The sequence below is a fragment of the Roseobacter sp. HKCC-CH-9351 genome (genome assembly GCF_037830295.1).
GTDB lineage: Bacteria > Pseudomonadota > Alphaproteobacteria > Rhodobacterales > Rhodobacteraceae > M30B80.
Genome location: NZ_JBBLYM010000001.1, coordinates 1,779,236 through 1,803,488, shown reverse-complemented (window position 1 = coordinate 1,803,488; position 24,253 = coordinate 1,779,236). Strand labels below are relative to the sequence as shown.

Sequence of the window (24,253 nt, the reverse complement as noted above, 5' to 3'; positions counted from 1 at the left end):
TCCAAATACTTGGATATGCGCGCAGGATAAATGCAATGGATTGGGATCGTTTACGCATCTTTCACGCTGTGGCGGATGCAGGCAGTTTGACCCATGCGGGGGACGTGCTGCATCTCAGCCAATCGGCGGTGTCGCGCCAAATTCGATCCTTGGAAGACGAATTAAACGCAACCCTGTTTCATCGTCACGCACGCGGTTTGATCCTGACCGAGCAAGGCGAATTGCTATTCGATGCCACGCGCCATATGGCAAAGCGTCTTGATGCCGCCGCCGCCCGCATTCGCGACAGCGAAGAAGAGGTATTCGGTGAATTGCGCGTGACCACCACCATCGGCTTTGGCTCGCTATGGTTGGCACCGCGCCTGCCCTCGCTTTATGAAAAATATCCCAATCTCAAGATTGATTTGATGCTTGAGGAGCGGGTGCTGGATTTGCCAATGCGCGAGGCCGATGTGGCCATCCGCATGAAGGAACCCAGCCAAGCGGATCTCATTCGCAAGCGTTTAATGAATATTCGCATGCGTCTTTACGCATCGCCCCAATATCTCGAACAAAACGGCGTTCCCCAAACACTTGAGGATTTACGCGACCATCGCCTGATCAGTCAAAATGCAACGGCGGCACAGGTCTCCTCAGGAGCGCTTTTAGTGCGTCAGCTGATGTCTTATGAAATTGGCAGCTTCTTGACTGTAAATAACTATTTCGGGGTGCTGCAGGGCGTCATCCATCACCTTGGCATTGGGGTCTTGCCCGATTACCTGACCCAAGACTTTCCCAATTTGGTGCGCGTTCTCGACACTGTCGAAAGCAATGATGTGCCCGTTTTCCTTGCCTATCCCGAAGAACTGCGGCAGTCTAAACGCATTGAGGCCTTCCGCGAATTTGTGACCGAAGAAATCATCGCACATCGCCGCAAAGAGCGGGATGGAAACGTCTAAACGGCCCGAACTCCTGCGTGACATTTCCGCCATGACCCTGTGTGATATGCGCCACATGCATAGCGGGTTTGCATTCTTGTGGCGGGATTTTTCTTGATACTTCGCAAAGTGAACATTAATTGGGCATCAGTGATGACATTTGCACAAAGTGTCATGACTACCTCCCTGTTGGACTTCGGCCGAGACTTGTCTCGGCCTTTTTTTTGGCCAAAGCGCAAGATGCGGCTTTTGCAAAACCTGTGCCCCGCCCCCCTTTCCCCTCGCGCGCCTATACCGTAAAGATGGGGTGTCTGCGCGCCATTGCGCCTCGCCACAGGAACGATACCCCATGAACGAACCCGAAATCACCCCCGAGTTGATCGCTGCACATGGCCTTAAGCCTGATGAATATGAGCGCATCCTCGAGATTATCGGACGTATCCCGAATTTCACGGAACTTGGCATTTTTTCGGCCATGTGGAACGAGCATTGCTCGTATAAATCTTCGAAAAAATGGTTGCGCACCCTACCAACCGAAGGGCCGCAGGTCATTTGCGGGCCAGGCGAGAACGCAGGCATTGTCGATATTGGCGATGGTCAGGCGGTCGTGTTCAAAATGGAAAGCCACAACCACCCCTCCTATATCGAGCCCTATCAGGGCGCGGCCACGGGCGTAGGTGGGATTTTGCGCGATGTTTTCACTATGGGCGCGCGTCCAATTGCGGCAATGAATGCACTCTCCTTTGGTGCAGTAGATCATCCCAAAACACGCTCTTTGATCCATGGCGTTGTGCGCGGTGTTGGCGGCTATGGCAACAGTTTCGGCGTGCCCACTGTGGGGGGTGAGTTGCGCTTTGACGCGGCATATAATGGAAATTGCTTGGTCAATGCCTTTGCCGCAGGTCTGGCTGAGACGGATAAGATTTTCTATTCGGCCGCTTCTGGCGTGGGGATGCCTGTTGTTTATTTGGGCGCCAAGACAGGTCGTGACGGGGTTGGCGGGGCTACGATGGCCAGCGCCGAATTTGACGACACGATTGAAAAAAAGCGCCCAACTGTTCAGGTTGGCGACCCTTTCACAGAAAAGCGCTTGCTTGAGGCCTGCCTTGAATTGATGGCCTCAGGCGCGGTGATCTCGATCCAAGATATGGGCGCCGCAGGCCTGACCTGTTCTGCGGTTGAGATGGGGGATAAGGGCGGCTTGGGGATCAAGCTGCAACTTGATCATGTACCGCAGCGCGAGCCCAATATGACCGCATATGAAATGATGCTCTCCGAAAGCCAAGAGCGCATGTTGATGGTGCTAAGCCCCGAAAAAGAGGCAGAAGCACGCGCCATTTTTGAAAAATGGGATCTCGATTTTGCCATTGTCGGGGAAACGATTGCTGAAGACCGCTTCGTGATCATGCATGGCAATGCAGTTAAGGCAGATTTGCCGCTGTCGAAACTGTCCTCTACGGCACCAGAATATGACCGCCCTTGGGTCGAAACCCCTGCCGCCGAGGCGGTGGATTTCATTCCAAAAATCGACCCGATTGATGGGTTAAAGGCGCTTTTGTCTTCGCCCAATTACTGCGGACGCGGCTGGGTCTATCAACAATATGACACCCAAGTTGGCGCAGACACGATCCGCACGCCGGGCTATGGGGCGGGCGTTGTGCGCGTGGCAGGCACGAATAAGGCGTTGGCATTCACTTCGGATGTGACACCGCGCTATGTCAAAGCGAACCCCTTTGAGGGCGGCAAGCAGGCTGTGGCTGAGGCCTATCGCAACCTTGTCTCTGTAGGGGCAACACCGCTTGCAACCACCGACAACCTGAATTTTGGAAACCCTGAAAAGCCCGAAATTATGGGCCAATTCGTGGGTGCCATTAAGGGCATTGGCGCGGCCTGTTCAGCCCTCGGCACCCCAATCGTTTCGGGCAATGTCAGCCTTTACAATGAAACCGATGGCAGCGCGATCCTGCCCACTCCCACGATTGGGGCGCTTGGTTTGATTGCGGATATTGACCGCGACCTGATCAACGGAACGGCACGCGAAGGTCACTGGGCGCTTTTGATCGGGGAAACCCAGGGTCATTTGGGCCAATCTGCGCTATTAGCCGAAGTGTTCCATCGCGTTGAGGGCGATGCCCCCTCTGTGGATCTTGAGGCAGAGCGGAAAGCGGGCCAATTCATTCTCGACAATCGCGAAATGATTTCGGCATGCAATGACCTCTCGGATGGCGGGCTTGCCTTGGCTGTGTTTGAGATGGCCGCAGCCTCCGACAAGGGTGTAACATTGGACGTAAGCGATGCGGCCAGCTTGTTTGGCGAAGATCAGGGGCGCTATTTGATTGCCTGCTCGACCGATAAGGCCGAAGCCTTGATGGTTGCCGCAGGCCAAGTGGGCCTTCAGATCACCACGGTTGGTAAATTTGGCGGCGACCAGATCACCATCGGCGGCTCTAGCGAAAGCCTTGATGCCCTTCGGGCCCTATCAGATGGCACGCTGTGCCGCCTGTTTGACTGACCCATAGTGCGCCCCCAACAGGCCCCTTGTTTGGGGCCATTTCGGGGCCTAGATTAGACGTAACAGACCGGAATTCATGAGGGCAGATATGGCAATCACGGCACAAGACATCGAGGATCTAATCCGCGCATCCTTTCCCGAAGCGCAGATCACGGTTGAGGGTGATGATGGCCAGCATTTCGCTGCTCAAGTGATTGATGCCAGCTTTAAGGGCATGAACCGCGTGGCCCAACAACGTGCTGTTTATGCCGCCCTCAAAGGCAAAATGGATGGCAGCGCAGGCGAATTGCACGCGCTCGCCCTCACCACCCGCGCCCCCGATTAAAAGGAAGACCCAGATGAGCGTAGAAGATCAGATCAAAGAGATGATCACGAAAAATGACGTGATCTTGTTCATGAAAGGCACAAAATCCATGCCACAATGCGGGTTTTCCAGCCGCGTGGCAGGTGTTCTGAATTACATGGGCGTGGAATTTGCCGATGTGAATGTGTTGGAAGATGAAAATATCCGCCAAGGGATCAAGGATTTCTCAGATTGGCCTACGATCCCGCAACTTTATGTGAAGGGCGAATTCGTGGGCGGCTGCGATATCATAACTGAGATGACCCTCTCAGGCGAGCTGGACGCGATGTTTGACGCGCAAAATGTCAGCTATGACAAAGAGGCAGCAGATAAAATTCGCGAGGCAAACGCCTGATTTCGTTTGATATTGTGAAAAATGGCGCGTTAGCTTTTGCCTGACGCGCCATTTTTTATTTCTTCTTCGTATCCCCCTTGCGCACATGTTTGCTTAGGCGCGAAGGAATAGATTTTTTGCGATCCTTGTAGGGGTTTTTATCCGCTTGGCTGCGCATGAACAGACGGATCGGCACACCTGGCATGTCAAAACTATCGCGCAACCCGTTTACCAAATAGCGCGAATAGCTTTCAGGCAGCTTTTCTGGCATCGAACACATCACAACAAACGAGGGCGGGCGCGCTTTGGCTTGGGTCATATAGCGCAGGCGAATACGCCGCCCTGATGGTGCGGGCGGTGGATGCGCCTCGATCATTTCCCCCAACCATCGGTTCAGCGTGGCTGTTGGCACTCGGCGGTTCCAAATCGTGGCGGCGTTAATGATTGCCGCATGCAGTCGATCTAGCCCTTTGCCTGTCTTGGCCGAAACCGTGACCATCGACACGCCTTTAATTTGCGGCAATAATTTTTCAAGACGATCCCGCAGGAATTTGAGTTTTTCCTGCTTCTCATCCTCAACATCCCATTTGTTTACCGCAATCACCACCGCGCGCCCCTCACGCTCGGCCAGATCAGCGATGCGCAAATCTTGCGCCTCAAATGGAATGGCCGCATCCAGCAAAACCACGACCACTTCGGCAAATTTGACAGCACGCAGACCATCGGCCACGGAGAGCTTTTCCAGTTTTTCCTGCACGCGGGCGCGTTTGCGCATCCCTGCTGTGTCGAAAATCCGCATCGGCACCCCATCCCATGTCAATGGAAGGGAGATCGCATCACGGGTAATCCCCGCCTCGGGGCCCGTGAGCAAACGCTCCTCCCCCAAGATTTGGTTGATGAGGGTGGATTTGCCTGCGTTGGGGCGGCCGATAACGGCGATTTGCAAAGGCCGCTCAAGCGTTAATTCGCGCAGGCCCCCTTCCTCGGTTTCATCCTCATCAAGCTCGATATCGGTTTCTGGACTGTAATCTTCGGCTTCCTTCGCCTCGATCAGCGGGGCAAGGGCCACGGCCAATTCGCCCATACCTTCGCCATGCTCAGCAGATAGGGCTAAAGGCTCGCCCAAGCCCAGTTCATAGGCCTCAAGCCACCCTGCCTGCCCTGCCCGTCCTTCGGATTTATTTGCGCCCAAAAGGACAGTGACGCCGCGCTTGCGCAGCAGATCGGCAAAGGCATGATCGGTAGGCGTCAGGCCTGTGCGCGCGTCAATCAAAAACAGACACGCATCCGCCATATCAACCGCCCGTTCTGTCAGGCGGCGCATACGGCCTTGCAGACTGTCATCTGTGGCTTCCTCAAGACCCGCCGTGTCAACCACAGTGAAACGCATGGATCCAAGCCGCGCCGCGCCTTCGCGCAGATCACGGGTGACGCCGGGTTGATCATCAACCAAGGCAAGGCGCTTGCCCACCAAACGATTGAACAAGGTGGATTTGCCCACATTGGGCCGACCAATAATGGCGAGGGTAAAGCTCATGATCTCGACAGTGTAAAACTCCTAAGACCCGTCCCCTATCTCAAGGCAGGGACGAAGGAAAGCCCAAGCAAATCTCGACCGCTATTTTGCACGGCGCAGCATCAGATCGAACCGCTCAAGAAACCGCGAACGATCCGCCTTAGCAAAGGGGCGCGGGCCAGAAGGGGCGCCCTCCTGCGGCAGGCCCGCCCGCAAATCAGCCATAAGCGCGCGTGTTGCCACCTGCGCGCCGATTGTGTCCATTGTATAAGCATCCCCCTTGGGCGAAATCACCTGCGCGCCTAATTTCAACGCGCGTTCCGCCAAAAGAATATCGCCAGTCACCACAATATCATCCGCTTCAAGCCCGGCTATGATCGCATCATCAGCGGCATCAAACCCGTCTCCCACCAGATGCATTGCCAAAAGCGGGTGATCGGGCAGACGCAAATATTGATTGGCCACAAAGCGCACTCCAATCTTGTAGCGCAGCGCCACGCGAATGGCCTCTTCGCGCACGGGACAGGCATCTGCATCCACAAACACCATCGGTGAGCTTGGCCTTGGCATTGCAGTCTTAGGGGCATCTGCCGTCATTTTCACGTCTCCCGCGTCTGCTATCCGCGAATCTTCCAATTTCCGCCTGCGGGAAAAAAATCGTCTAGCGGGGCATTTTGCAGAAAAATGTAAGGAGAATTGGCTTAATTTCCTCTATCCACAGGCGAATGATCCGCAAATCCACACAAATGCGGTTCAATTCCCCGCCGTTATCGGTCGTTTTCTCTTTCCAACCCCGTAAGCTGGCATTAATTCTTATCCATCTGGGGTAATAACAACAACTTGGGAGTTCTTCATGAAAAAACTTTTGCTGGCTTCGGCCGCCTCCTTGGCGCTTGCGTCCATGGCAACCGCACAAGAGGTAAAGATCGGCACTGTTGTGGGCTTTACAGGCCCGCTTGAATCGCTTGCGCCTGACATGGCTGGTGGCTCGGAATTGGCGATGAACGAAGTGAACGCAAGCGGCAATTTCCTGAACGGAGCGACTGTTGTCTCCGTGCGCGGCGACAGCACTTGTATTGACGCGGCCGCTGCAACTGCTGTTGCAGAACGCCTCATCACATCTGATGGCGTCAGCGGGATTGTCGGCGCGGATTGCTCGGGCGTCACCAACGCAATGCTGCAAAACGTAGCCGTGCCAAACGGCATGGTCATGGTGTCCCCATCCGCCACTTCGCCTGCGCTGACCACCGTTGAAGACAATGGCCTCTTCTTCCGCACCGCGCCATCTGACGCGCGTCAGGGTGTAGTGATGACCGAGGTGATCATGGATCGCGGCATCAAATCCGTTGCGGTGACCTATACCAACAACGATTACGGCCAAGGCTTGGCTGATAGCTTTGCCGCAGCATTCGAAGCGGCGGGCGGCACTGTAACCCTCGTTGCAGCGCATGAAGATGGCCGTGCGGATTACTCTGCAGAAGTAGGCGCCTTGGCGGCTGCGGGCGGTGACGCATTGGTCGTTGCAGGCTATGTGGATCAGGGCGGCTCGGGCATCATCCGCGCAGCACTGGATTCTGGCGCATTTGAAACCTTCGTCTTCCCTGACGGCATGGTGTCTTCTGCTCTCGTTGAAAACTTTGGCAGCGAGATTGATGGCTCCTTCGGCCAGCACCCTGGCACCGATAGCGAAGGTGCAGCGATTTTCGAAACCCTCGCCGCCGAAGCAGGGTTCGATGGCACCCAGCCTTTCGCGAAAGAATCCTATGACGCAGCAGCCTTGATCATGTTGGCCATGCAGGCTGCAGGCTCAAGCAACCCTGCCGATTACGCAGGCGAGATCATGGATATCGCAAACGCCCCAGGCACACCAATCCTGCCTGGTGAATTGGGCAAAGCCTTGGAATTGATCGCAGCGGGCGAAGACATCGACTATGTTGGTGCCTCTGCCGTTGAATTGATCGAGCCAGGTGAATCCGCGGGCAACTATCGCGAGATCGAAATCTCTGGCGGCGAGATCACAACAGCACGTTTCCGCTAAGTTGATCTAATCAAGACCAACGGGCAGCCCGGAGTGATTTCCGGGCTGCTTCGTTTAAAGGATGCGGGACAAGCGATGATTACTGTCGAAAATCTGCACAAACATTTTGGCGGCTTTCACGCCGTGGATGGCGCAAGCCTGACAATTGAAACAGGCTCTATCACGGGTCTGGTTGGCCCCAATGGCGCGGGAAAGACCACGCTGTTTAACGTGATTGCGGGCGTTTTGCCCCCGACATCTGGCCGCGTTGTTATGGATGGCGAGGATATTACGGGCCTTCCGCCCCACGAGCTATTTGGCAACGGATTGCTGCGCACATTTCAGATCGCGCATGAATTCTCATCCATGAGCTGCCGCGAAAACCTGATGATGGTGCCAAGCGGCCAATCGGGGGAAACGCTGTGGAACACATGGTTTGGCCGCAAACGCATTGCTGAAGAAGAGCGCGCGCTGAAAGCCAAGGCTGATGAAGTGTTGGAGTTTCTAACCATTTCCCATCTCGCAGATCATCCGGCAGGCGCGATTTCTGGTGGCCAAAAAAAGCTGTTGGAACTGGGCCGCACGATGATGGTGGATGCAAAAATCGTGTTTCTAGACGAGGTGGGTGCAGGCGTTAACCGCACGTTGTTGAACACGATCGGCGATGCGATCATCCGCCTGAACAAAGAGCGCGGATATACATTCTGCGTTATTGAACATGACATGGATTTCATCGGGCGGCTTTGTGACCCTGTGATCGTGATGGCCGAAGGGCGCGTTTTGGCCGAAGGCACATTGGACGAGATCAAAGCAAATGACGATGTGATTGAGGCCTATCTTGGGACAGGTCTAAAAAATAAGGACAAGATCGGGGCATGAGCGAGACATCACCCTTTTTGATCGGCGAGGCGATGACGGGCGGATATGGCAAAGGGGCCGATATCCTGCACAGCTGCACCATCGCAGTCGAGCGCGGCGAGATCGCCGTCATTGTGGGCCCTAATGGCGCGGGCAAATCGACCGCCATGAAGGCGGTCTTTGGCATGCTGTCGCTGCGCGAGGGGCGTGTTGTGTTGGATGGGGATGATATCACCGCACTTTCTCCGCAAGATCGCGTTGTGCGCGGGATGGGGTTTGTGCCGCAAACCAATAACATCTTCACCTCTATGACGGTAGAGGAAAATTTGGAAATGGGTGCCTATATCCGCCGCGATGATTTCCGCGACACGATGGATCAGGTCTATAGCCTCTTTCCAATCCTAAAAGACAAACGCCGCCAAGCGGCGGGCGAATTATCGGGAGGTCAGCGTCAACAAGTGGCCGTGGGGCGCGCGCTGATGACCAAGCCGAAAGTGTTGATGTTGGATGAGCCAACCGCAGGTGTCTCGCCCATTGTTATGGACGAGTTATTTGACCGCATCATCGAAGTGTCCCGCACGGGCATCCCCATTTTGATGGTCGAACAAAACGCGCGTCAGGCGTTGGAAATCGCGGATAAGGGCTTTGTTTTGGTGCAAGGGCGCAACGCCCATACAGGCACGGGCAAAGAGCTTTTGGCAGATGCGGATGTGCGCCGCTCCTTCTTGGGGGGTTGAGGAATGGATTTTCTAAACGCAATTGTCGCTTTGTTGAATTTCGTGATTGTGCCTGCCACCGCCTATGGCGCGCAATTGGCGCTTGGTGCGCTTGGGGTGACGTTGATTTACGGCATCTTGCGCTTTTCCAATTTCGCGCATGGTGACACGATGGCCTTTGGCACGATGATCACCATTCTGGCCACATGGGGCCTGCAATCTTTAGGCGTCACGGCGGGGCCCTTGCCAACCGCCCTTATCGCCCTGCCCCTTGGCATCGCTGCCACAGCCGCCTTGGTGGTCGGCACGGATAAGATGGTCTATCGCTTTTATCGCGAAACCAAAGCCAAACCTGTGATCTTTGTGATTGCCTCAATCGGCGTGATGTTCGTGATGAACGGGATCGTGCGCTTTATCATCGGGGTTGATGATCAAAACTTCGCCGATGGGGCAAGGTTCCTTATCTCTGCTCGTGATTTCAAAGATATGACAGGCCTTGATGAAGGACTCGCCATCCGCTCGACCCAAGCAATCACAGTGATCGTGGCGATTGTGGCAGTGGTGGCCCTGTTTTGGTTCTTGAACAAAACCCGCACGGGCAAATCCATGCGCGCGTTTTCCGATAACGAAGATTTGGCACTGCTCTCAGGCATCAACCCTGAGCGCGTTGTGATGATCACGTGGTTAATTGTGGCGGCTTTGGCGACCACGGCGGGCGTGCTTTATGGTCTCGACAAAAGCTTTAAGCCCTTCACCTATTTCCAACTGCTCTTGCCCATATTTGCCGCCGCGATTGTGGGCGGGCTTGGCAACCCTCTGGGGGCAATTTTGGGGGGCTTCCTGATCGCCTATTCCGAAATCGCGGTCACCTATGCCTTCCGTAAGGTGGTTGGATATATCGGCCCCGAAGGCTGGAGCCCCGAAGGAATGCTGCAGCTTCTATCGACCGATTATAAATTTGCCGTCAGCTTTACGATCCTTCTGATCGTGCTTCTGTTTAAACCCACAGGGATCATGAAAGGAAAATCGGTATGAACCTGACACTGGATCGCAAGGCGGCAGTTCTCTTTGCGTTGGTGGCTGTGCTTTATATCGGCACAGGCTTTGTTCAATCATGGAACACCGCGCTGTCTATTCTGAACATGGGCCTGATCTCGGCCATCATGGCGCTTGGTGTGAATATCCAATGGGGCTATGCGGGCCTCTTTAACGTGGGTGTAATGGGCTTTACCGCGCTTGGCGGTTTGGCGGCTGTTTTGGTGGCCTCTGATCCTGTTGAGGGGGCATGGGGGGCCACAGGCGGATGGCAAATCTTGCTTGCCCTGTTAATGGGCGGCGCGACCATTGCCGCCGCGATTGCGCTATGGGGCAAGATGAAAGGTCACAACTTGCGCGGCCTTGCGATGGCGGGCTTGTTAATCGCGGGCTTTTTCATCTTCCGCGCGGTGTTTGACCCTGCCGTGGCCACGGTGGAGGCCATTGACCCTGCCTTGACAGGCAATATCGGGGGCCTTGGTTTACCCATCATTTTGGCATGGCCTGTGGGTGGGCTGCTTGCCGCAGGGGCCGCATGGATCATTGGGAAAACTGCGCTTGGTCTGCGGTCGGATTATCTGGCGATTGCCACTTTGGGTGTGGCTGAGATCATTATCTACATCCTGAAAAACGAAGATTGGTTGGCGCGCGGCGTGAAAAACGTCATCGGCCTGCCCCGCCCTGTGCCCTACGAGGTTGACCTACAAGCCAACCAAGCCTTTGTTGGCGCGATGCAAGGATTAGGCGCTGACCCTGTCACCGCCTCCTCCATTACGGTCAAGCTGTCCTATGCGGTGTTATTCTCAATCGTTCTGATTGCCCTGATCTGGCTGACACAGCGCGCGCTCAACTCGCCTTGGGGGCGGATGATCCGCGCCATTCGCGACAACGAAGTTTCTGCCGCCGCGATGGGAAAAAATGTCACGGCGCGGCATTTGCAGATTTTCATCCTTGGCTCGGCCGTTTGTGGCCTTGCGGGCGCAATGATGACCACGTTGGACAGCCAACTTGTGCCAAGCACCTATCAACCGCTGCGCTTTACCTTCTTGATCTGGGTGATGGTGATTGTGGGCGGATCAGGCAACAATATCGGCGCGGTCTTGGGCGGCTTCTTGATCTGGTGGTTCTGGATTCAGGTGGAACCTTTGGGTCTGTTGCTGTTGCAGGGGATCACGGCGGGCATGGCCGAAGGATGGCTTAAAGATCACCTTATGGATGCCGCCGCACATATGCGCCTTTTGACCATGGGTCTTATCCTGCTCTTGGTCTTACGCTTCAGCCCGCGGGGCCTGTTGCCAGAACGCTGAAAAAACAGCGCCCGCGAAGCGAAGGGGTCCCCTTGGGCTGCGCGGGCGCCTCAAAACCACGCTTCAAAGCTGAGGTTCAGGTAACTCGGCAAGGATCTCATCAATGCGATCTGCCAAGGCCGCATCAATCGCGGCAATCGCCTCATCGGTGATATCAATATCATCTCGGGCAAAGATCACAGCGCGGCGATCCATCAGCACCTCAGCCCCGCTGCGCTGCACCAGATCAATAAGAATTGGCCCTATAATCTCAAGGAACCGCTGTCGCGCCGCTTCCGCATAGGCGCCAAGCGCGCGGTTTTTCGCGTCTTGCTCACTGCGGATTTCAACGACACGGGCATCAAATTCAGCAGCACGCAGACGGAAATCCTCGATGCTGAGGCTGCTGCGCAATTCGGTTAACCGTTGTTCTTCTTGGGTCAGAACATCTTCAATCTCACGGTTCTGTGCCGAAAGATCACGACCCACGCGATCAATCACCCCCCCGACCGCTTGACCAAAGACCGACCCAGAAAACAGGCGGTCTTGATCAATCAGCAACACCTGTGCGGGTGCTTGCGGGGGTTGAACGGTAACTTCCTGCGCCTTCACCCCTGCCCCATAGATGGCAAGCACAAGGGCACATCCCCCCACGCGCAGCCAAGTGCGCAAAGGCATCAGAACCGCGCCTCAACCGTAAAGTCGAAGTTGCGGGTGCGGTCATAGGATTCATTAGAGACAGGCCGCGAGAAGTTAAACCGCAGCGGGCCGATTTGCGTATCCCAGAAGATCGAGAAGCCAATCGTGCTGCGCAGATAGCTGTCATCGTCAACTAGGTTGCCACCCGTGCCCAAGACGTCATCCAATCCCCATAGCGTGCCAACGTCATAAAAGACGCCGCCTGAAATGCCATATTCGGCGGGCACCCCGATAGGGAAGCCTGCCTCAAAGCGCGCAACGGCGAATTGATTGCCGCCAAGCGCGTCTTGGTTCGCAGAATTGCGATCCCGTGGCCCGATCCCGCCTGCATCAAAACCACGCATTTGGCGCGACCCGAGGAAGAAACGATCCGTAACGCGGCTATTGCCATCAAGCATGTTCACCGAGCCAAGCTCGAATGCGGCACGCAACGAGACCTCTTCACGGAAGGCCGTGGTCTCCCCCTGCACAAGCGCGGTGGTGCGCAGGAATTGATCATCACCCAATCCCCCCAATTCGGCATTGGCGCGCACCAATACGCCCGAGGTTGGGTCAAGCCCCACGCCGCGTGTGTCGTAAATATAGCCCAGACCGATGGAGCTGCTGTCATAGCTGCCCGCCTCGCGCCGCAGAATATCCGATGATGTGGTCGGAACATTGGTCAATTCTGACTGCGCAATCCGCAAAGAGGGGCGCAAACGTCCGTATTCACTGACAGGGAATTCCAACGCACCGCTGAAACCCACTTCGTTGGTGTTATAGGTCGCATTTTGTTGGTCGGTCGAACTGCTGAAAACCGACAGAGCCAATTCCAAATCACGGCGCAAATAGGCGGGTTCTACGAAATTAGCCCGAAGGGAGCGCGACCCAGAGGTGGTGTCAAAGGACAGACCCACTGTCTGACCCCGCCCGCGCCAATTGCGTTCGTTAAACTGAACCGCAAGCCCTGTGCCAACATCGGTCGAATAATTGACCGAGAAGCCAAGCGTGCCTGTTGGCGTTTCTTCGACATTCACATCCACGATCACCTGATCGCTGCCAGTGCCTTCGCGCGCATTCACGTCAACATTTGAAAAGAAATTCAGCGCACGGATCCGTTCCGCCGCTAGGCGAATTTCGCGCGGATCAAACGGATCCCCTTCGACCATATCGAATTGACGCCGCACAACGCGGTCAAGCGTGGTTGCGTTGCCCTCAATATCAATCCGCTCTACAAAAACACGCGGGCCGCGGACAATGGCAAATTCCACATCCAAGGTGAGATCTTCGTCATTTCGGGTGATCCGCGGCTCAACACGGATGAAGCGCAACCCCTGCTCAGTCGCCAGATTTTCAAGCCGCGAAATCGTGCGATCCACCAGACGCGGAGAATAGGTTATACCCTCGTCTAGGCCAATTGCGGCTTGGAATTCTTCGACATTCACTTCGGGCAAATCACTGCTTGCGGTTAATGCACCGAAGGAAAAGCTTTGTCCTTCAACAATGTTAAAGGTCACAAAGAACCCGTCCCGCGCACGGGCAAGTTCTGATGTGACAGATTGCACTTCAAAATCAACATAGCCACGATCACGGTAGAAATCGGTCAAAAGCTGTTGATCAAAGGCCAGTCGATCCGCCACGAATGTATCGCGGCTGATAATCGCGCGGAAAAACCCCGCTTGGGTGGATTGCAGAACGCGGCGCAAACGGCGGTCTGAAAAGGCGCGGTTGCCGACAAAGGTGATGCTTTCGGTTTCCACCACGCGGCCTTCGGTAATCTCAAAGGCCAGATCAACGCGGTTGTCGCTGCGGCGGATGATCTGCGGGGTCACCGTTGCACTCAGGCGGCCTGTCTGGCGATAGGCATCCATGATGGCCTGTGCATCGGCCTCGGCGATGGCGGGGCTGTAGACGCGGCGCGGTTGTGATGTCAGCAAAGCTGAAAGCGCATCATCATCAAGAAGATCATTTCCCTCGATGCTGATCTCGTTGATCGTAGGGTACTCTTGCAACTCGATAAACACCGTGTTGCCCTCTAGGCGCAGATCAACTGTTTCAAACAGACCTGTATCCTGCAGGCGGCGCAAGGCATCATTGGCTTGGCCTGCTGTGATTGTGCCGCCGGGCGCGATGCCTGCATATGAGAGGATCGTTGCCTCCTCGATGCGGATATTTCCGTCAATGACAATCGCGTCCAGCGCAACATCCTGCGCAACCGCAAGCCCTGAAAGGGCCATCCCCATCGCCAAAACCGAGGCTGTCATCAGCCCGCTGCGATATTTGCGATTGTTTGATTTACGCGACATTCTGCGCCCACCTTTTTTGCTTTAGCAAATCCTAAAGCATCCCTAGCGATTGCAGGGGGCAATGTCAAAAAAATGCGCGCAAAAACGGGCGAAACTTACGCCCTTTTCAGCCTCTTGGTGTTAGCTATGCACAATCGGTGCAAGCATCACCGCAAAACCCAAAGCCAAAACAACGATACTGGGGCCAAGGATACGATCCCCAAGAGTCGCCGACAGATAGCTGAGACGCGGCAATTGGCGCTGTAAAAATTTCATCGGCCTTTGATCCCCGAATATTTGAAACACATATCAGGGGATACCAAAACACTTGGGCAGAATTGGGGCGAATTCAGGGGAATTCAGCGGCCCGCCTTAGGGGCAGAGCAGAATATCATTGAGTACCGCGAACACCATCAACCCCATGATCAGGGTCAACCCAACCGTCATAAAAACCCGCATGAACATTTCAGGCGGTTTGCATCCTGCAACGGCCTCAAAGGCGTAAAGCATCAGATGCCCACCATCCAGAATTGGGATCGGGAAAAGGTTCATCAAACCAACCGCGGTAGAGAGAACCGCAATCAACCAGATAAAGCTTGCAATCCCTTGCGCGGCCGCAGCACCCGAGGTTTCCGCAATTCCCACTGGGCCTTGCAGATTACAGGTCGAAATCACCCCCGTGATCATATGCCAAAGCCCCGATAGCGATGAGGTGATGATGAACCCCGTTTGCGACACCCCATAGGAGAGCGCGGCCAATGGCCCCACGGCCTCGGTTTGCGGCACAAAGAGCATACCCCCCGTGACGCCGATCAGGTAACGCGTTTCAAATCCACCCGATGCGACAGGCAAATCGGTGCGCCGTGGCGACAGGGTCACAGCGATTTCCTGCCCCTCTTGGGTGCCATTTGCCCGCCAAAGCGTCAAATCAATCGGCGCACCCTCGGCCTGATCAACCGCCGCGCGGAGTTGGGAAAAGTTCCAGATGTCCGCGCCATTCACGGCCAAAATCACATCGCCCTCGCTCAAGCCCGCCTCCATGGCCGCCGATTGCGGCTGAACGCCATCAACGACAGGCGGCAGCGGCGCTGAGGCCTCGACCAAAATAGCGCGATCATCGCGCAGCACTTCATAGCTCACACGTGGACTAGGCGGCAGGTCAGAGGCGATTTGCAAAAGCGCCGCAAAACTTTCGATCTCCTGCCCCTCAAGCGCAAGGATCAGATCTCCCGCCTCAAGCGATTGATAGACGGGCGGCAGGTCGCGCGGCGCCCCAACACGGGGCTCCTCCGTTGCTTGGCCCGAGACCAAGACCACGCCTGCGAAAATCGCAATGGAAAGGATAAAATTGAACAACGGCCCTGCCACAACCGTGGCCGCGCGGGCCCAAAGGGGCGCGCCATGCATAGTATTGCGCGCAGGCGTAACCGCCGCATCCGCCCCAACAGAGGCAGCATTCGCATCGCCTGCAAATTTGACATAACCACCAAACGGCAAAGCCGCGATTTGCCATTGCGTGCCCCGCCGATCTTTGCGCGAGAGCAGCACAGGCCCAAACCCGATAGAAAACACATCCGCACGGATACCAGACCAACGCCCGACAATGTAGTGACCATATTCATGGATCGCTACGATGATTGAAATCGCCGCAATAAAGGCCAACATGGTAAAGGCAAAACTGCCGAATTGGGGGAGGAAATCCATCACTTGCCTTGTATTTTACGTCTTTTTGATCCGCACAGCAATCACTGACCGCGCCCGCACCCTTGCGAGATGGTTCATCGCGAGAACATCTGCAAGGGTTTCAAGCGGATTTGAGAGGGTTAATTCCTTGGAAAGCGCGGCAAGCGTCTCTTCAACCACCGCGGCCATGTCCATAAATCCAACCTCGCGCGCCAAAAACGCGTCAAGCGCCACTTCCTTGGCGGCGTTGAACGCGGCCCCAGCCCCGCCACGCATCTCCATCACATCGCGGGCAAGGCGCAAGGCAGGAAAACGCGCCAAATCTGGCGCCTCGAATTGCAGCTGCGCAATCTGCGCCAGATCAAGCCGCGCGACAGGAAGATCCTGACGCTGTGGCCAATATAAGGCATAGCCAATCGCATGGCGCATATCTGGCGGGCCAAGATGGGCCATCAACGCACCATCGCGAAACCCCACCAAAGCATGGATTAAGGATTGCGGATGAATGATGGTCTCTATCTGCGCGGGCGAAATCCCAAAATATTCTCGCGTTTCAATAAGTTCCAGCGCCTTGTTAAACATTGATGCGCTGTCGATTGTAATCCTTTGCCCCATATCCCAATTTGGATGCGCTCCCGCATCTTCGGGGGTTGCATGGGCCAATTTCTCAATCGGCCAATCCCGCAAACCGCCGCCAGACGCGGTGATGATCACGCGCTCAACCTCGGCAATATCTTCACCGACAAGGGCTTGAAATACGGCGGAATGCTCGCTGTCTACAGGCAAGATCCGCGCGCCATGGGATGCGGCCGTTGCCAAAAGCAGTTGCCCCGCCGCAACCAAGCTTTCCTTATTTGCCAAGGCCAGCGTTGCGCCTTGTTCCAGCGCCGCAAATCCAGGCGCGATGCCCGCCGCGCCTACAATGGCCGACATGACCCAATCGGCAGGGCGCGATGCGGCCTCTATCAACGCGGCCTCGCCTGCGGCGGCCTCAACCCCCGTTCCTGCAAGTGCAGATTTCAGATCAGGAAGCCGATCTTCATAGGCGGTCACCGCAATTTCGGCACGATGTGCGATGGCATCCCGCGCCAATTGCTCAATATTGCCCCCACCCGAAAGTGCCACAACCCGATAGGCATCAGGGTCGCGCGCGATTAAATCGAGGGTGTTCTGCCCGATAGAGCCAGTGGCCCCAAAAATACTGACACGGCGCATCTGAGCAATTTTCCCTTATTGCGGTGGGAAGCTTGTTAAGCTTTCAACCAAGAGTAGCAAAGCCGCAGCGCCAATCATACCATCAAAACGGTCAAAAACCCCGCCGTGTCCGGGCAATAATCGTGAGCTGTCTTTAACCCCCACATGACGCTTGATGGCGCTTTCCGCCAAATCGCCCATCTGGCTGGCCAAGGCCAAGGCAACTGAAATTGCAATAATCCCTGCGCCTGCTTCTGTTTGGGTCATATAGGCAACCCCAACACAGCCCGCACCAATCCAGCCTGCAATCGTTCCAGACCATGTTTTCTTTGGGCTAACACGCGGCCAAAACTTTGGCCCGCCCACAACGCGGCCAACGAGATAGCCCGCAATATCGGTCACAACCACAACCAAAACGAGCCATGTCATCCAGACAAAGCCAAAGGTCTCGCGATGTGCCAAAAGGCCGTAAGCGGCAAAGCTGATCAATAGCGCGAAGGGCATATATTTCTCGCGCCGCTCTTGCAGCAAAACAAGGCCAAGAAAGGCAGGCAAAAACAAAACAGGCAGCGCATAGGCAGGTTGCAGAATATGGGCGGCATAAAGACAGGCAATCATCCCTGCCCCAAGCCCCGCCGAGCGCATCAACGAGGCGCCCAACATCACGGCCAATTCCCAGATCAAAATCCCTGCAATCAGGAAAATCATGCCAACATAAACGGGGCCACCCAACCAAACCGCATAAAGACCCGTCACAGCCATCAAAAGCCCTGTGATCATACGCGGCCAGAAATCAGAAAACAGGCTTTGAGGTTGATCGCTCACGCAGTGACCCCACCAAAACGGCGCTCGCGCAGACCATAGCGGGCGAGAATTTCTGCAAATTCTTGGGCAGTGAAATCAGGCCAAAGCGTATTGACGAATTCATATTCAGAATAGGCCGATTGCCACAAAAGGAAATTCGAAATGCGCGCCTCGCCCGATGTGCGGATCACCAGATCAGGATCAGGCAACACATAGGTGTCGAGATATTTGGGGAAGGTTTCGTCATCAATATCAGCGGGTTTGATTTTCCCCGCGGCCACATCATGGGCCAAACGCTTGGCGGCGCGGCTCACCTCATCGCGGCCGCCATAATTCAAGGCAACCGTCAAATGCAGCTTGTCATTTTCAGCGGTCATCAATTCGAGATTGTCCATCATCTCGACCAAGGACGGCTCAAGGCGCACGCGATCCCCGATGAAGCGCACCCGCACCCCTGCCTTGATCAAGGCCTTGGCTTCACTGGTCAGATACCGCCGGAACAGGCGCATGAGGCCCGCAACTTCTGTTTGGGTGCGTTTCCAGTTTTCGGTCGAAAAGGCGAAAATCGTCAGGTATTTTACACCTAAATCAGGGCAGGCCCGCGCGATTTCCTTGACCCGCGCAGCGCCCGCATGATGGCCAACAAGACGCGGGCGGCCGCGCATCTTTGCCCAACGACCATTGCCATCCATGATAATGGCGACATGGGCAGGATTGCTTCGGCTCATCCGCGTATCCCCTTTTTTGCTTTGCCTAGACCTGCATAATCTCTGCTTGCTTACCCTCAAGCGCCGCGTCAACTTTGGCGATAAAACTATCGGTCAACTGTTGCACTTCGGCCTCCCAGAATTTCTGGTCATCCTCACTCAGGCCCGTTGATTTGGCTTTTTTGATTTGATCCATCCCGTCACGGCGCAAATTGCGCACTGCCACACGGGCGTGTTCGGCATATTGCGCAGCAACTTTGGTCAATTCGCGGCGGCGTTCTTCATTCAATTCGGGGATCGGCAGCATGATGATCGTGCCGTTGAGTTGCGGGTTAATACCCAAGCCAGATTCACGAATGGCTTTTTCCACCTTACCGACCATTGCCTTGTCCCACACATTGATGGTGACCATGCGCGGCTCTGGCACGTTTACGGTGCCCACCTGATTGATGGGGGTCATCTGGCCATATGCCTCGACCATCACAGGTTCGAGCATTGTGGCGGAGGCGCGGCCTGTGCGCAGAGAGGCGAATTCCGTTTTTAGGACGGAAATTGCGCCCTCCATCCGGCGGGTCAGATCATCTAGATCAAGTTCGAATTCATCTGCTGACATTGCCTCACTCCTCGCTTGTCAGGTCGCTTTGGCCCCATATAACCTGCGGGGCTGCCTGTTTCTATGGCTTTAGCGCACTTTTGTATAGGTTCCCCGCCCCGACAAAATCCCTCGAAAGCCACCTGGCTCATCAAGGCTAAAGACAATGATCGGGGTGTCGTTTTCGCGCGCAAGCGCGATGGCCGAGGCATCCATGACGCCTAGATGCTGTGCGAGAACCTCATCATAGCTGATCTCGTCAAAGCGTTTCGCATCGGCGTGTTTTTTGGGATCTTTATCATAGACCCCGTCCACCTTGGTGCCCTTAAAGATTGCATCACAATGCATCTCATTGGCGCGCAATGTGGCGGCTGTATCTGTTGTGAAATACGGGTTTCCTGTGCCTGCTGCAAAAATACAGACTCGCTTTTTCTCCAAATGGCGCACCGCACGGCGGCGGATATAAGGCTCGCAGACCTGATCCATCGGAATGGCCGAGATCACGCGGGTAAAGACCCCAAGCCCCTCAAGCGCGCTTTGCATCGCAAGCGCGTTCATCACCGTGGCCAGCATCCCCATATAATCGGCTGTGGTGCGCTCCATCCCCTGCGCGCTGCCTTGCAAGCCGCGAAAGATATTGCCGCCACCAATGACCATGCAAATTTCCACCCCCAGATCATGTACCGATTTTACCTCGCGCGCGATCCGTTCGACTGTAGGCGGATTGAGGCCAAAGCCCTTATCGCCCATCAAGGCCTCGCCCGAAATTTTCAGCATGACGCGTTTATAGGTTGTTGTGGGGGTGGCATCGCTTGCGGCCATGATATCCTCGTTCAAACGGGTGGCAGGCCGCAGATCGGGCCAAAGCCACCAATGGGTGATTGAGCTTGGCGCATCATCGTCTAAAATGCGGATCACTTCAACGGTCGCGCCTGCCCTAGCGACCAAATATGCCAAAGCACGCCCAAGCGAAACCAGATATTGCTAGGCGCGCCGCAAAAGATCAGGAAAAAGGCACGGCATTGGACGCATTTAATTTGGAATTCGCAAAAGACATTGCGCCTGATCGTCCGATCCTGATTGCGGGGGCCACGGCCAGCGGGAAATCTGCGCTTGCCCTCGCCTTGGCTGACAGGTGGGGTGGGCAAATCATCAATGCAGACGCGCTGCAAGTCTATGACGGATGGCGCGTCTTGACCGCCCGCCCCAGTGCCGCGGACGAGGACAGATGCCCGCATCATCTTTATGGGCATGTCCCGTTTTTGGGCGATTATTCCGTGGGGGCATGGCTGCGCGATTTGGCGCGGCTGCTGCGCACAGGGCCGCGTCCTATTATCGTGGGGGGCACAGGGCTTTATTTTCGTGCGCTAACCGAAGGTTTGGCCGAAATCCCGCCCGTGCCAAAGGCCGTGCGCATCGCGGCAGATGGACAAAGCCATGCCGCCCTTTTGGCAGATTTAGAGCAATCCGACCCCGTGATTTATGCAAAGATTGACCGACAAAACCGCGCTCGCGTTCAGCGCGCTTGGGAGGTGTGGCGCGCCACAGGAAAACCCCTCTCGCAATGGCAGGCCGAAACGCCTGCCCCCCTTCTGCCTCTGGATCAGGTGGCGGCGTTAAAACTCATGGCGGATCGAGATTGGCTCAATGACCGCATCGCCCGCCGTTTCCATACGATGATAAAAGAGGGCGCATTGGATGAGGCGCGGGCCGCCTTGCCCCATTGGGATCAGCTGCAAGGCGCGGCCAAAGCCATAGGCGCACCTGAATTGATCGCCCACCTTCGTGGTGACATTTCGCTTGAGACAGCCATAGAGGCCGCCATTATCGCCTCGCGCCAATATGCAAAAAGGCAAGGGACGTGGCTGCGCGCGCAGTCCACAGGATGGACAGATCTATATATTCCTGTCTAAATTTTAGGTTTCTATAAATTTGGGGACATAGGCACGAATCGGATAGGGGATAATGTCGGATCAGCAAGAGGTGGGCCCTGCCAACGCGCCCGCCTATGCCGCACGAACGATTGGTCAAATTCGACTTCATGGCGCTTGGCGGCATGAATTGGCGCATCACTGCCCCAAATCGCGCTTGTTTTGGCTGACGCGCGGCACAACCCGCATCACAGCGGAATTGCACCCGATCATGGCCACAGGCCCCAAGATTTTATTCATTCCAGCCTCAATGCTGTTATCCCTTGAATTGCCCACGCAATTACAAGGCCATGTGGCCTATTTCCCAAATCTTGCCGATTTGGAATTGCCGCAAACATCCCTTTGCCTCACCCCCAGTTCCGCCGAAGCGCAGGTAGAGTTGACGGGCCTCGTTGAGCGGATGGCGCGGCTAGAAGATGAAGACACCGCTTCAGCGAGACGCATGAAACGGGGATTTGGTCTGCCGCTCTCAGCGATGCTTGAGCGTGAAACACTCATTTCCAACCAACGTGACCGCGATGCCACCCACAGATTGCGCACCCAAATCAAAAAGCCCAGCAAATCGGCGCAGCTCCTCTCGCGTTTTGCGGCGCTCTTGGCGCAAGGGTTCAACGCACAATTGGGCGTGTCCGACTATGCCGCACGCCTTGATGTGACGCCCGCCCATCTCACGCGCATCTTCCGCGAAATCACAGGGCGCACGGCCCTTGCCCTGATCAATGAGGTGCTGATGGCCGAGGCCCGCCGCCGTTTGGTCGATACCGATGACAGCGCCGCAAAAATCGCGCGCGATTTAGGCTATTCGTCACGGCTATTTCACGCGCGCTTTTGGCCAAGAAACAGGCACAACCCCCACCGGATATCGCGAACAAAAAAAGGGGCAATGGCACAGCACGCGCCACCGATAGCCCCTGTTTCCCTTAGCCATGCAGCGCCTCAATGACAGCGCGGGTGGTGATTTTTCCCTTGGGCTGACCCCGTTCTTCAACAATTACGGTGTTGCCCTTTGATTGCGCGACCACCATCAGCGCATCTTGCAAAATGGTGTCAGCATCCAAGCGCGGTGCAGAGTCAGGCAATTTCCCGCGCCCCAGAGGTTGCATGATGGAACCCAATTTGATCACGCGGGCGCGGTTGATGTCCTTGATGAAATCCTCAATGTAATCATCGGCAGGACGCAACACGATATCTTGCGCGCTGCCTTGCTGCACCAAATGACCATCGCGCAAAATCGCGATATTGTCGCCAAGGCGCAGCGCCTCGTCCAAATCATGGGTGATGAAGACAATCGTTTTGTGCAGTTCCTTTTGCAAATCAATCAAAATGGATTGCATATCATAGCGGATCAATGGGTCGAGCGCAGAAAACGCCTCGTCCATCAGCAAGATATCCGCATCCGTTGCCAAACCGCGCGCCAGACCCACGCGCTGCCGCATGCCGCCCGATAATTGCCCAGGATAATTGTTTTCATACCCCTCAAGCCCCACGCGGGAAATCCATTGCTTGGCCCGCTTTTGGGCCTCGTTCTCATCCACGCCTTGCACGATCAAACCATAGGTGACGTTTTCAATCACACGGCGATGCGGGAAAAGACCAAAATGTTGAAACACCATCGACATCTTGAAACGCCGCAGATCCCGCAAAGCATCCTTGTCCATGGTCAGAACATTTTCGCCATCCACAAAAATTTCACCTACGGTCGGCTCAATCAGGCGGTTGATATGGCGGATTAGGGTGGATTTACCCGACCCAGAAAGACCCATCACCACCTGAATATTTTGCGGCGCAATATCGAGCGAGACGTTATCCACGCCTAGAACATGCCCCGTTTCTTCGCGCAAAGCATCCTTGCCCATGCCAGATTGGACGGATTTCAAAGCCTTTTGGGGCGATTTTCCAAAAATCTTATAAAGGTTTTTGATCTGAATTTTGGCATCGCTCATTTCTCGCCTCCCTCACGATGCGCCTGTAGGCGTTTGCCATAGGATTGGCTGACGCGGTCGAAGATGATGGCCAGCGCGACAATCGCCAAACCATTCATCAAACCAAGGGCCAAATATTGGTTGGAAATCGCGCGCAATACGGGCACGCCAAGACCCCGCACCCCGATCATTGACGCAATTACAACCATGGCCAAAGCCATCATTATCGTCTGGTTCACGCCTGCGAAAATATTGGGCAGAGCCAAGGGAATTTGCACATCAAATAGCTTCTGCCGCGGGCTTGCGCCAAAGGCCTCGGCCGCTTCTAGAACCTCGCGATCCACCAATCTGATGCCTAGATTTGTTAGGCGCACAATGGGGGGAATTGCATAAATGCAAACCGCAATCAGACCGGGAACCTTGCCAATGCCAAGCAACATCACAACCGGGATCAGATAAACAAACGACGGGATTGTCTGCATTATATCCAAAATAGGTGTTATCACACTTTGAATCCGATCGGATTTCGACATTAAAATTCCTAGTGGAATGCCAATTACTATGCATACAACAGTGGCCACCGAAATAATCGCAAGCGTGGCCATGGTTTCTTCCCACATATCGAAGTAGCCAATTAATATGAAAGCAAGAAATGTTCCAACTGTAATTTTCATTGAGCGGGAACCCACCCAAGCTAAACCGCATAAGACGATTAATATTAACGGCCAGGGCGTTGCCAAAAGAAGCTTTTCGAACCACACAAGAAAATGCAGGAGAGGGCTAAAAAAAATTTCTAAAGCTTCGCCGTAGCTTCGAGAAAAAGACCTAAAGCCCTCATCTATGCCTTGCCTTAAAGCACTTAAGTCGCGCCTGCCAATAGAAGGAAACTCAAGGAAAAAATCCCACATGCGTTGTACCCTAAG

Annotated in this window: 24 protein-coding genes; 11 read left to right on the top strand and 13 right to left on the bottom strand. The window is 55.1% G+C overall.

All coding sequences use genetic code 11. The features are described 5' to 3' along the window. Positions 1 to 35: 35 nt before the first annotated feature. The 4 genes from AAC632_RS09035 to grxD all read left to right on the top strand — a co-directional run bounded on the left by AAC632_RS09035 (position 36) and on the right by grxD (position 4,127). Complete coding sequence (locus AAC632_RS09035) at positions 36 to 938, top strand: LysR family transcriptional regulator (protein ID WP_340296746.1); 903 nt, start codon at positions 36 to 38, stop codon at positions 936 to 938. A gap of 328 nt (positions 939 to 1,266) precedes the next feature. Continuing rightward, positions 1,267 to 3,429: a phosphoribosylformylglycinamidine synthase subunit PurL gene (gene purL, locus AAC632_RS09030; RefSeq protein ID WP_340299907.1), complete on the top strand. Its 2,163-nt coding sequence runs from the start codon at positions 1,267 to 1,269 to the stop codon at positions 3,427 to 3,429. 88 nt (positions 3,430 to 3,517) lie between these two features. Next, positions 3,518 to 3,754 carry a BolA/IbaG family iron-sulfur metabolism protein gene (locus tag AAC632_RS09025; protein ID WP_317654584.1) on the top strand — a complete coding sequence of 79 codons (237 nt, stop codon included), beginning with the start codon at positions 3,518 to 3,520 and terminating at the stop codon, positions 3,752 to 3,754. A gap of 13 nt (positions 3,755 to 3,767) precedes the next feature. After that, positions 3,768 to 4,127, top strand: a complete 360-nt coding sequence (grxD, locus tag AAC632_RS09020; RefSeq protein WP_340296751.1) for a Grx4 family monothiol glutaredoxin — start codon at positions 3,768 to 3,770, stop codon at positions 4,125 to 4,127. Between the two features lie 55 nt (positions 4,128 to 4,182). On the opposite strand, the gene der is transcribed toward grxD, so the two are convergent. Together der and AAC632_RS09010 are read right to left on the bottom strand one after the other, a co-directional pair. Continuing rightward, positions 4,183 to 5,643, bottom strand: a complete 1,461-nt coding sequence (der, locus tag AAC632_RS09015) for a ribosome biogenesis GTPase Der (protein WP_340296753.1) — start codon at positions 5,641 to 5,643, stop codon at positions 4,183 to 4,185. 81 nt (positions 5,644 to 5,724) lie between these two features. Continuing rightward, complete coding sequence (locus tag AAC632_RS09010; protein ID WP_340296755.1) at positions 5,725 to 6,219, bottom strand: YaiI/YqxD family protein; 495 nt, start codon at positions 6,217 to 6,219, stop codon at positions 5,725 to 5,727. Between the two features lie 256 nt (positions 6,220 to 6,475). Here AAC632_RS09010 and AAC632_RS09005 point away from each other — a divergent pair, with 256 nt between their 5' ends. From AAC632_RS09005 to AAC632_RS08985, 5 genes are all read left to right on the top strand, one after another. Continuing rightward, the gene (locus AAC632_RS09005; RefSeq protein ID WP_340296757.1) at positions 6,476 to 7,660 is read left to right on the top strand and encodes an ABC transporter substrate-binding protein; all 1,185 of its coding nucleotides are present in this window, start codon (positions 6,476 to 6,478) and stop codon (positions 7,658 to 7,660) included. Positions 7,661 to 7,735: 75 nt separating this feature from the next. Beyond that, entirely contained in the window at positions 7,736 to 8,518 is a 783-nt protein-coding gene (locus tag AAC632_RS09000) for an ABC transporter ATP-binding protein (protein WP_340296758.1), read from the top strand. Next, positions 8,515 to 9,234 carry an ABC transporter ATP-binding protein gene (locus AAC632_RS08995; protein WP_340251364.1) on the top strand — a complete coding sequence of 240 codons (720 nt, stop codon included), beginning with the start codon at positions 8,515 to 8,517 and terminating at the stop codon, positions 9,232 to 9,234. The genes AAC632_RS09000 and AAC632_RS08995 overlap by 4 nt, the downstream gene beginning before the upstream one ends. 3 nt (positions 9,235 to 9,237) lie before the next feature. Then, entirely contained in the window at positions 9,238 to 10,248 is a 1,011-nt protein-coding gene (locus tag AAC632_RS08990; protein WP_340296759.1) for a branched-chain amino acid ABC transporter permease, read from the top strand. Further along, positions 10,245 to 11,555 (top strand): branched-chain amino acid ABC transporter permease, encoded by a 1,311-nt coding sequence (locus AAC632_RS08985; RefSeq protein ID WP_340296760.1) that lies wholly within the window; start codon positions 10,245 to 10,247, stop codon positions 11,553 to 11,555. Before AAC632_RS08990 ends, AAC632_RS08985 begins: the two co-directional genes overlap by 4 nt. Before the next feature lie 63 nt (positions 11,556 to 11,618). On the opposite strand, the gene AAC632_RS08980 is transcribed toward AAC632_RS08985, so the two are convergent. The 9 genes from AAC632_RS08980 to pyrH all read right to left on the bottom strand — a co-directional run bounded on the left by AAC632_RS08980 (position 11,619) and on the right by pyrH (position 20,299). Next, entirely contained in the window at positions 11,619 to 12,212 is a 594-nt protein-coding gene (locus AAC632_RS08980) for an OmpH family outer membrane protein (protein ID WP_340296761.1), read from the bottom strand. Further along, positions 12,212 to 14,518, bottom strand: coding sequence for an outer membrane protein assembly factor BamA (bamA, locus tag AAC632_RS08975; RefSeq protein ID WP_340296762.1), 2,307 nt, complete (start codon positions 14,516 to 14,518; stop codon positions 12,212 to 12,214). The genes AAC632_RS08980 and bamA overlap by 1 nt, the downstream gene beginning before the upstream one ends. A 120-nt stretch (positions 14,519 to 14,638) precedes the next feature. Next, positions 14,639 to 14,773, bottom strand: a complete 135-nt coding sequence (locus AAC632_RS08970) for a hypothetical protein (RefSeq protein ID WP_340296763.1) — start codon at positions 14,771 to 14,773, stop codon at positions 14,639 to 14,641. A gap of 96 nt (positions 14,774 to 14,869) precedes the next feature. Next, positions 14,870 to 16,201: an RIP metalloprotease RseP gene (gene rseP, locus AAC632_RS08965; RefSeq protein ID WP_340296765.1), complete on the bottom strand. Its 1,332-nt coding sequence runs from the start codon at positions 16,199 to 16,201 to the stop codon at positions 14,870 to 14,872. 15 nt (positions 16,202 to 16,216) lie between these two features. Beyond that, positions 16,217 to 17,395: a 1-deoxy-D-xylulose-5-phosphate reductoisomerase gene (dxr, locus tag AAC632_RS08960; protein WP_340296767.1), complete on the bottom strand. Its 1,179-nt coding sequence runs from the start codon at positions 17,393 to 17,395 to the stop codon at positions 16,217 to 16,219. A 15-nt stretch (positions 17,396 to 17,410) separates the two neighbouring features. Continuing rightward, entirely contained in the window at positions 17,411 to 18,199 is a 789-nt protein-coding gene (locus AAC632_RS08955; RefSeq protein WP_340296769.1) for a phosphatidate cytidylyltransferase, read from the bottom strand. Continuing rightward, positions 18,196 to 18,966 (bottom strand): isoprenyl transferase, encoded by a 771-nt coding sequence (locus AAC632_RS08950; protein ID WP_340296770.1) that lies wholly within the window; start codon positions 18,964 to 18,966, stop codon positions 18,196 to 18,198. The genes AAC632_RS08955 and AAC632_RS08950 overlap by 4 nt, the downstream gene beginning before the upstream one ends. Then, positions 18,932 to 19,498 (bottom strand): ribosome recycling factor, encoded by a 567-nt coding sequence (gene frr, locus AAC632_RS08945; RefSeq protein ID WP_340296771.1) that lies wholly within the window; start codon positions 19,496 to 19,498, stop codon positions 18,932 to 18,934. Before frr ends, AAC632_RS08950 begins: the two co-directional genes overlap by 35 nt. 69 nt (positions 19,499 to 19,567) lie before the next feature. Beyond that, entirely contained in the window at positions 19,568 to 20,299 is a 732-nt protein-coding gene (pyrH, locus tag AAC632_RS08940) for a UMP kinase (RefSeq protein ID WP_340298738.1), read from the bottom strand. Positions 20,300 to 20,427: 128 nt separating this feature from the next. Between pyrH and miaA the strand changes: the two genes are divergently transcribed. Further along, positions 20,428 to 21,390, top strand: coding sequence for a tRNA (adenosine(37)-N6)-dimethylallyltransferase MiaA (gene miaA / locus AAC632_RS08935; protein WP_340296773.1), 963 nt, complete (start codon positions 20,428 to 20,430; stop codon positions 21,388 to 21,390). A 52-nt stretch (positions 21,391 to 21,442) separates the two neighbouring features. Then, the gene (locus AAC632_RS08930) at positions 21,443 to 22,351 is read left to right on the top strand and encodes an AraC family transcriptional regulator (RefSeq protein WP_340296774.1); all 909 of its coding nucleotides are present in this window, start codon (positions 21,443 to 21,445) and stop codon (positions 22,349 to 22,351) included. Here AAC632_RS08930 and AAC632_RS08925 read toward each other — a convergent pair. Together AAC632_RS08925 and AAC632_RS08920 are read right to left on the bottom strand one after the other, a co-directional pair. Next, the gene (locus AAC632_RS08925; RefSeq protein WP_340296776.1) at positions 22,329 to 23,351 is read right to left on the bottom strand and encodes a quaternary amine ABC transporter ATP-binding protein; all 1,023 of its coding nucleotides are present in this window, start codon (positions 23,349 to 23,351) and stop codon (positions 22,329 to 22,331) included. The genes AAC632_RS08930 and AAC632_RS08925 overlap by 23 nt on opposite strands. After that, a complete protein-coding gene (locus AAC632_RS08920) occupies positions 23,348 to 24,238 on the bottom strand; it encodes an ABC transporter permease (RefSeq protein WP_340251395.1) in 891 nt (296 codons plus the stop codon). Before AAC632_RS08920 ends, AAC632_RS08925 begins: the two co-directional genes overlap by 4 nt. Between the last annotated feature and the right edge of the window lie 15 nt (positions 24,239 to 24,253).

Bases quoted from the DNA above. Each gene is read 5' to 3' on its own strand.
- AAC632_RS09000 (WP_340296758.1), top strand. From the start codon at position 7,736: ATGATTACTGTCGAAAATCTGCACAAACATTTTGGCGGCTTTCACGCC.
- frr (WP_340296771.1), bottom strand. From the start codon at position 19,498: ATGTCAGCAGATGAATTCGAACTTGATCTAGATGATCTGACCCGCCGG.
- purL (WP_340299907.1), top strand. From the start codon at position 1,267: ATGAACGAACCCGAAATCACCCCCGAGTTGATCGCTGCACATGGCCTT.
- dxr (WP_340296767.1), bottom strand. From the start codon at position 17,395: ATGCGCCGTGTCAGTATTTTTGGGGCCACTGGCTCTATCGGGCAGAAC.
- AAC632_RS08920 (WP_340251395.1), bottom strand. From the start codon at position 24,238: ATGTGGGATTTTTTCCTTGAGTTTCCTTCTATTGGCAGGCGCGACTTA.
- AAC632_RS08930 (WP_340296774.1), top strand. From the start codon at position 21,443: ATGTCGGATCAGCAAGAGGTGGGCCCTGCCAACGCGCCCGCCTATGCC.
- AAC632_RS09025 (WP_317654584.1), top strand. From the start codon at position 3,518: ATGGCAATCACGGCACAAGACATCGAGGATCTAATCCGCGCATCCTTT.
- rseP (WP_340296765.1), bottom strand. From the start codon at position 16,201: ATGGATTTCCTCCCCCAATTCGGCAGTTTTGCCTTTACCATGTTGGCC.
- der (WP_340296753.1), bottom strand. From the start codon at position 5,643: ATGAGCTTTACCCTCGCCATTATTGGTCGGCCCAATGTGGGCAAATCC.
- grxD (WP_340296751.1), top strand. From the start codon at position 3,768: ATGAGCGTAGAAGATCAGATCAAAGAGATGATCACGAAAAATGACGTG.
- AAC632_RS09005 (WP_340296757.1), top strand. From the start codon at position 6,476: ATGAAAAAACTTTTGCTGGCTTCGGCCGCCTCCTTGGCGCTTGCGTCC.
- bamA (WP_340296762.1), bottom strand. From the start codon at position 14,518: ATGTCGCGTAAATCAAACAATCGCAAATATCGCAGCGGGCTGATGACA.
- pyrH (WP_340298738.1), bottom strand. From the start codon at position 20,299: ATGGCCGCAAGCGATGCCACCCCCACAACAACCTATAAACGCGTCATG.
- AAC632_RS08970 (WP_340296763.1), bottom strand. From the start codon at position 14,773: ATGAAATTTTTACAGCGCCAATTGCCGCGTCTCAGCTATCTGTCGGCG.
- AAC632_RS08980 (WP_340296761.1), bottom strand. From the start codon at position 12,212: ATGCCTTTGCGCACTTGGCTGCGCGTGGGGGGATGTGCCCTTGTGCTT.
- AAC632_RS08995 (WP_340251364.1), top strand. From the start codon at position 8,515: ATGAGCGAGACATCACCCTTTTTGATCGGCGAGGCGATGACGGGCGGA.
- AAC632_RS08925 (WP_340296776.1), bottom strand. From the start codon at position 23,351: ATGAGCGATGCCAAAATTCAGATCAAAAACCTTTATAAGATTTTTGGA.
- AAC632_RS08985 (WP_340296760.1), top strand. From the start codon at position 10,245: ATGAACCTGACACTGGATCGCAAGGCGGCAGTTCTCTTTGCGTTGGTG.
- AAC632_RS09035 (WP_340296746.1), top strand. From the start codon at position 36: ATGGATTGGGATCGTTTACGCATCTTTCACGCTGTGGCGGATGCAGGC.
- miaA (WP_340296773.1), top strand. From the start codon at position 20,428: ATGCCAAAGCACGCCCAAGCGAAACCAGATATTGCTAGGCGCGCCGCA.
- AAC632_RS09010 (WP_340296755.1), bottom strand. From the start codon at position 6,219: ATGACGGCAGATGCCCCTAAGACTGCAATGCCAAGGCCAAGCTCACCG.
- AAC632_RS08990 (WP_340296759.1), top strand. From the start codon at position 9,238: ATGGATTTTCTAAACGCAATTGTCGCTTTGTTGAATTTCGTGATTGTG.